This window comes from Candidatus Egerieousia sp. (assembly GCF_056211015.1).
Map to the genome: position 1 here is coordinate 1 of NZ_JBAELF010000096.1, position 1,873 is coordinate 1,873.

The 1,873-nt window shown below is 44.7% G+C and carries 3 protein-coding genes; 1 reads left to right on the plus strand and 2 read right to left on the minus strand.

Annotation, left to right across the window (positions count from 1 at the left end):
• Positions 1-940, plus strand: a 940-nt coding sequence (locus AC06L3_RS06910) for a hypothetical protein (RefSeq protein ID WP_475669887.1), incomplete at its 5' end; no start/stop codon positions are given.
• Between the two features lie 136 nt (positions 941-1,076).
• Here the strand turns inward: AC06L3_RS06910 and AC06L3_RS06915 are convergent.
• Together AC06L3_RS06915 and AC06L3_RS06920 are read right to left on the minus strand one after the other, a co-directional pair.
• Positions 1,077-1,397 (minus strand): hypothetical protein, encoded by a 321-nt coding sequence (locus AC06L3_RS06915; RefSeq protein WP_475669888.1) that lies wholly within the window; start codon positions 1,395-1,397, stop codon positions 1,077-1,079.
• Between the two features lie 4 nt (positions 1,398-1,401).
• The gene (locus tag AC06L3_RS06920; RefSeq protein ID WP_475669889.1) at positions 1,402-1,743 is read right to left on the minus strand and encodes a DUF5674 family protein; all 342 of its coding nucleotides are present in this window, start codon (positions 1,741-1,743) and stop codon (positions 1,402-1,404) included.
• Positions 1,744-1,873 lie beyond the last annotated feature (130 nt).

Here is a 1,873-nt window from a genome sequence, read left to right on the forward strand (position 1 = left end):
GGATATTTTCAATAGATATGAGTTTGATTGGAATAAATTCTATCGTGGGGAATTCCCATTCATTGCAATTTATGACGCAGTTTACAACCCGGCAAAGGCAGGTAATGTAGTTTACATCGCTGAGACAACCCTTACAGTTAAAAATGACGAGGCTCTTGCTCCTGAGCTTTACCTCTCTGTTCTTCCTCAGATTTGCAAGGACGGTGTAGTTCAGGCAGTGGGTTCATCAGATGGAACAACTGTTTCTTACAACTTCCTCATTGACCCGGTAATCGTAGTTGATACAGCATCACAACCAAAGAACGCGAAACTTATCGGTTATGTTGATCTTGATGACACGGAGAATGGTTGGCTGGACAATGATATACTCATAGACCATACAATTTCATTCAAGGCTGACAGCAACTTCGTTTCAGACCACGTTGTTCGCAACGTTGCAGCAGTGGTTCAGTACTTCGGAAACAATAGCAATATCGCTTACTTCCCATTCAAGATCACTGTTCTCTCACCAGTTGAGGGTGGATTCCAGTTCGCAGCTGATCCTACAATCTACTTCCCTAATGTTGGTAAGAATCCTACAAACGTTGCAGTGGATTCACTCTTCAAGAAGAATGAGGCTGTAGTGATTAAGTATGGTACAAATGCTGGCACAAAGATTGGAAAGATTGCTGACGCTGGTGCTTACTATGAGTCTATAAAGGTTACCCTTAACAAGGATGATGAGAAGACAGCTGACAGATTCCTTTGGCCTGCATATACAATGGATGGAAAGAATGTATTCGAATGGAGTCAGGGTTGGTACATTAATGCAAGGAATAACTACACATCAGCAGACATTCCGGAAGGAAAGGTTAATATCCGCGCTACTCTCACTGTAGTTGACAAGTGGGGCGTTACAACAAAGCACGATTTTGTTATCACAATCAAAGCTGAGAAGTAATTCTTAACCAATAATATTAGAAAAGGGGTGGAAGTTCCATCCCTTTTCTTTTTATATGATACGGTGCACAAGATGGCTACTGCCAGCAATTCACAGTCCAGGCAGATACCGGTCAGTATAACTTAATGGATTGGATTCACCGTCTGCAGATTGCAGCAAATTGGGTGAAGTATTTGTCCAGATATTCAAGCATATCTATGTCCGAACTGAGGAAAGCCCCATTGAAACATTCGCGGGCACGGCATAGTTCTTTAAGCAGTTCCCGGCGGCCGCTGCGGCCCGCTCTTCCGTATCTGATGGTAAGGTCCTGCAATTCCAATGCGCGCAGATAGGCTCCGCGGGCAAGGTCATCCTTTCCCTTCGCTATCCATTTTGCCGTTCTTCCGACCTCGCTGCCGATATTCGCCATCTGTTCGGCCGTAGGCAAAGTGGCCCATCTTTCCGCATCGACTGCCATAGATTCAACCCTTGATGAAATTAAACACAACGCGGCTGATTGCATCGCGTATTTCAGGATTCTCCACATCGCGGGACCTGTTTCCTTGCCCCGGCCGTATGTTTATCAACGAATCATACTCTATAAAGTCCCCATCTCCAGCTGCTGGATACAAATTTATGCCCCACAAAGAGTTCTGATCGGAGCCTCCATCCAATAGCATTCCTTCAAGGTCCGAATGGAGCTCGGCGTCAATGGCAAGCAGACCTTTGTCAACGTCCACAACACCTTTCACCATATCCCCATACAGTTCTTCTGCTATTTTGGCAAGTTCAGCTCTGGAAATTTCTTTATCAAGTATAAGCATAAGAATATTATTTGGGCAAATATAAGGAATATATGTTTATGGTTTAAGAAATTCCGCGACAACGAAGGCGCTGCCACCTATATAAATAAGGCTGCGGGGCGAAGCAATGCTACGGGCAGTACGGACAGCC

Coding starts and splice junctions, on each gene's coding strand:
- AC06L3_RS06920 (WP_475669889.1), bottom strand. CDS start 1,743: ATGCTTATACTTGATAAAGAAATTTCCAGAGCTGAACTTGCCAAAATA.
- AC06L3_RS06915 (WP_475669888.1), bottom strand. CDS start 1,397: ATGGCAGTCGATGCGGAAAGATGGGCCACTTTGCCTACGGCCGAACAG.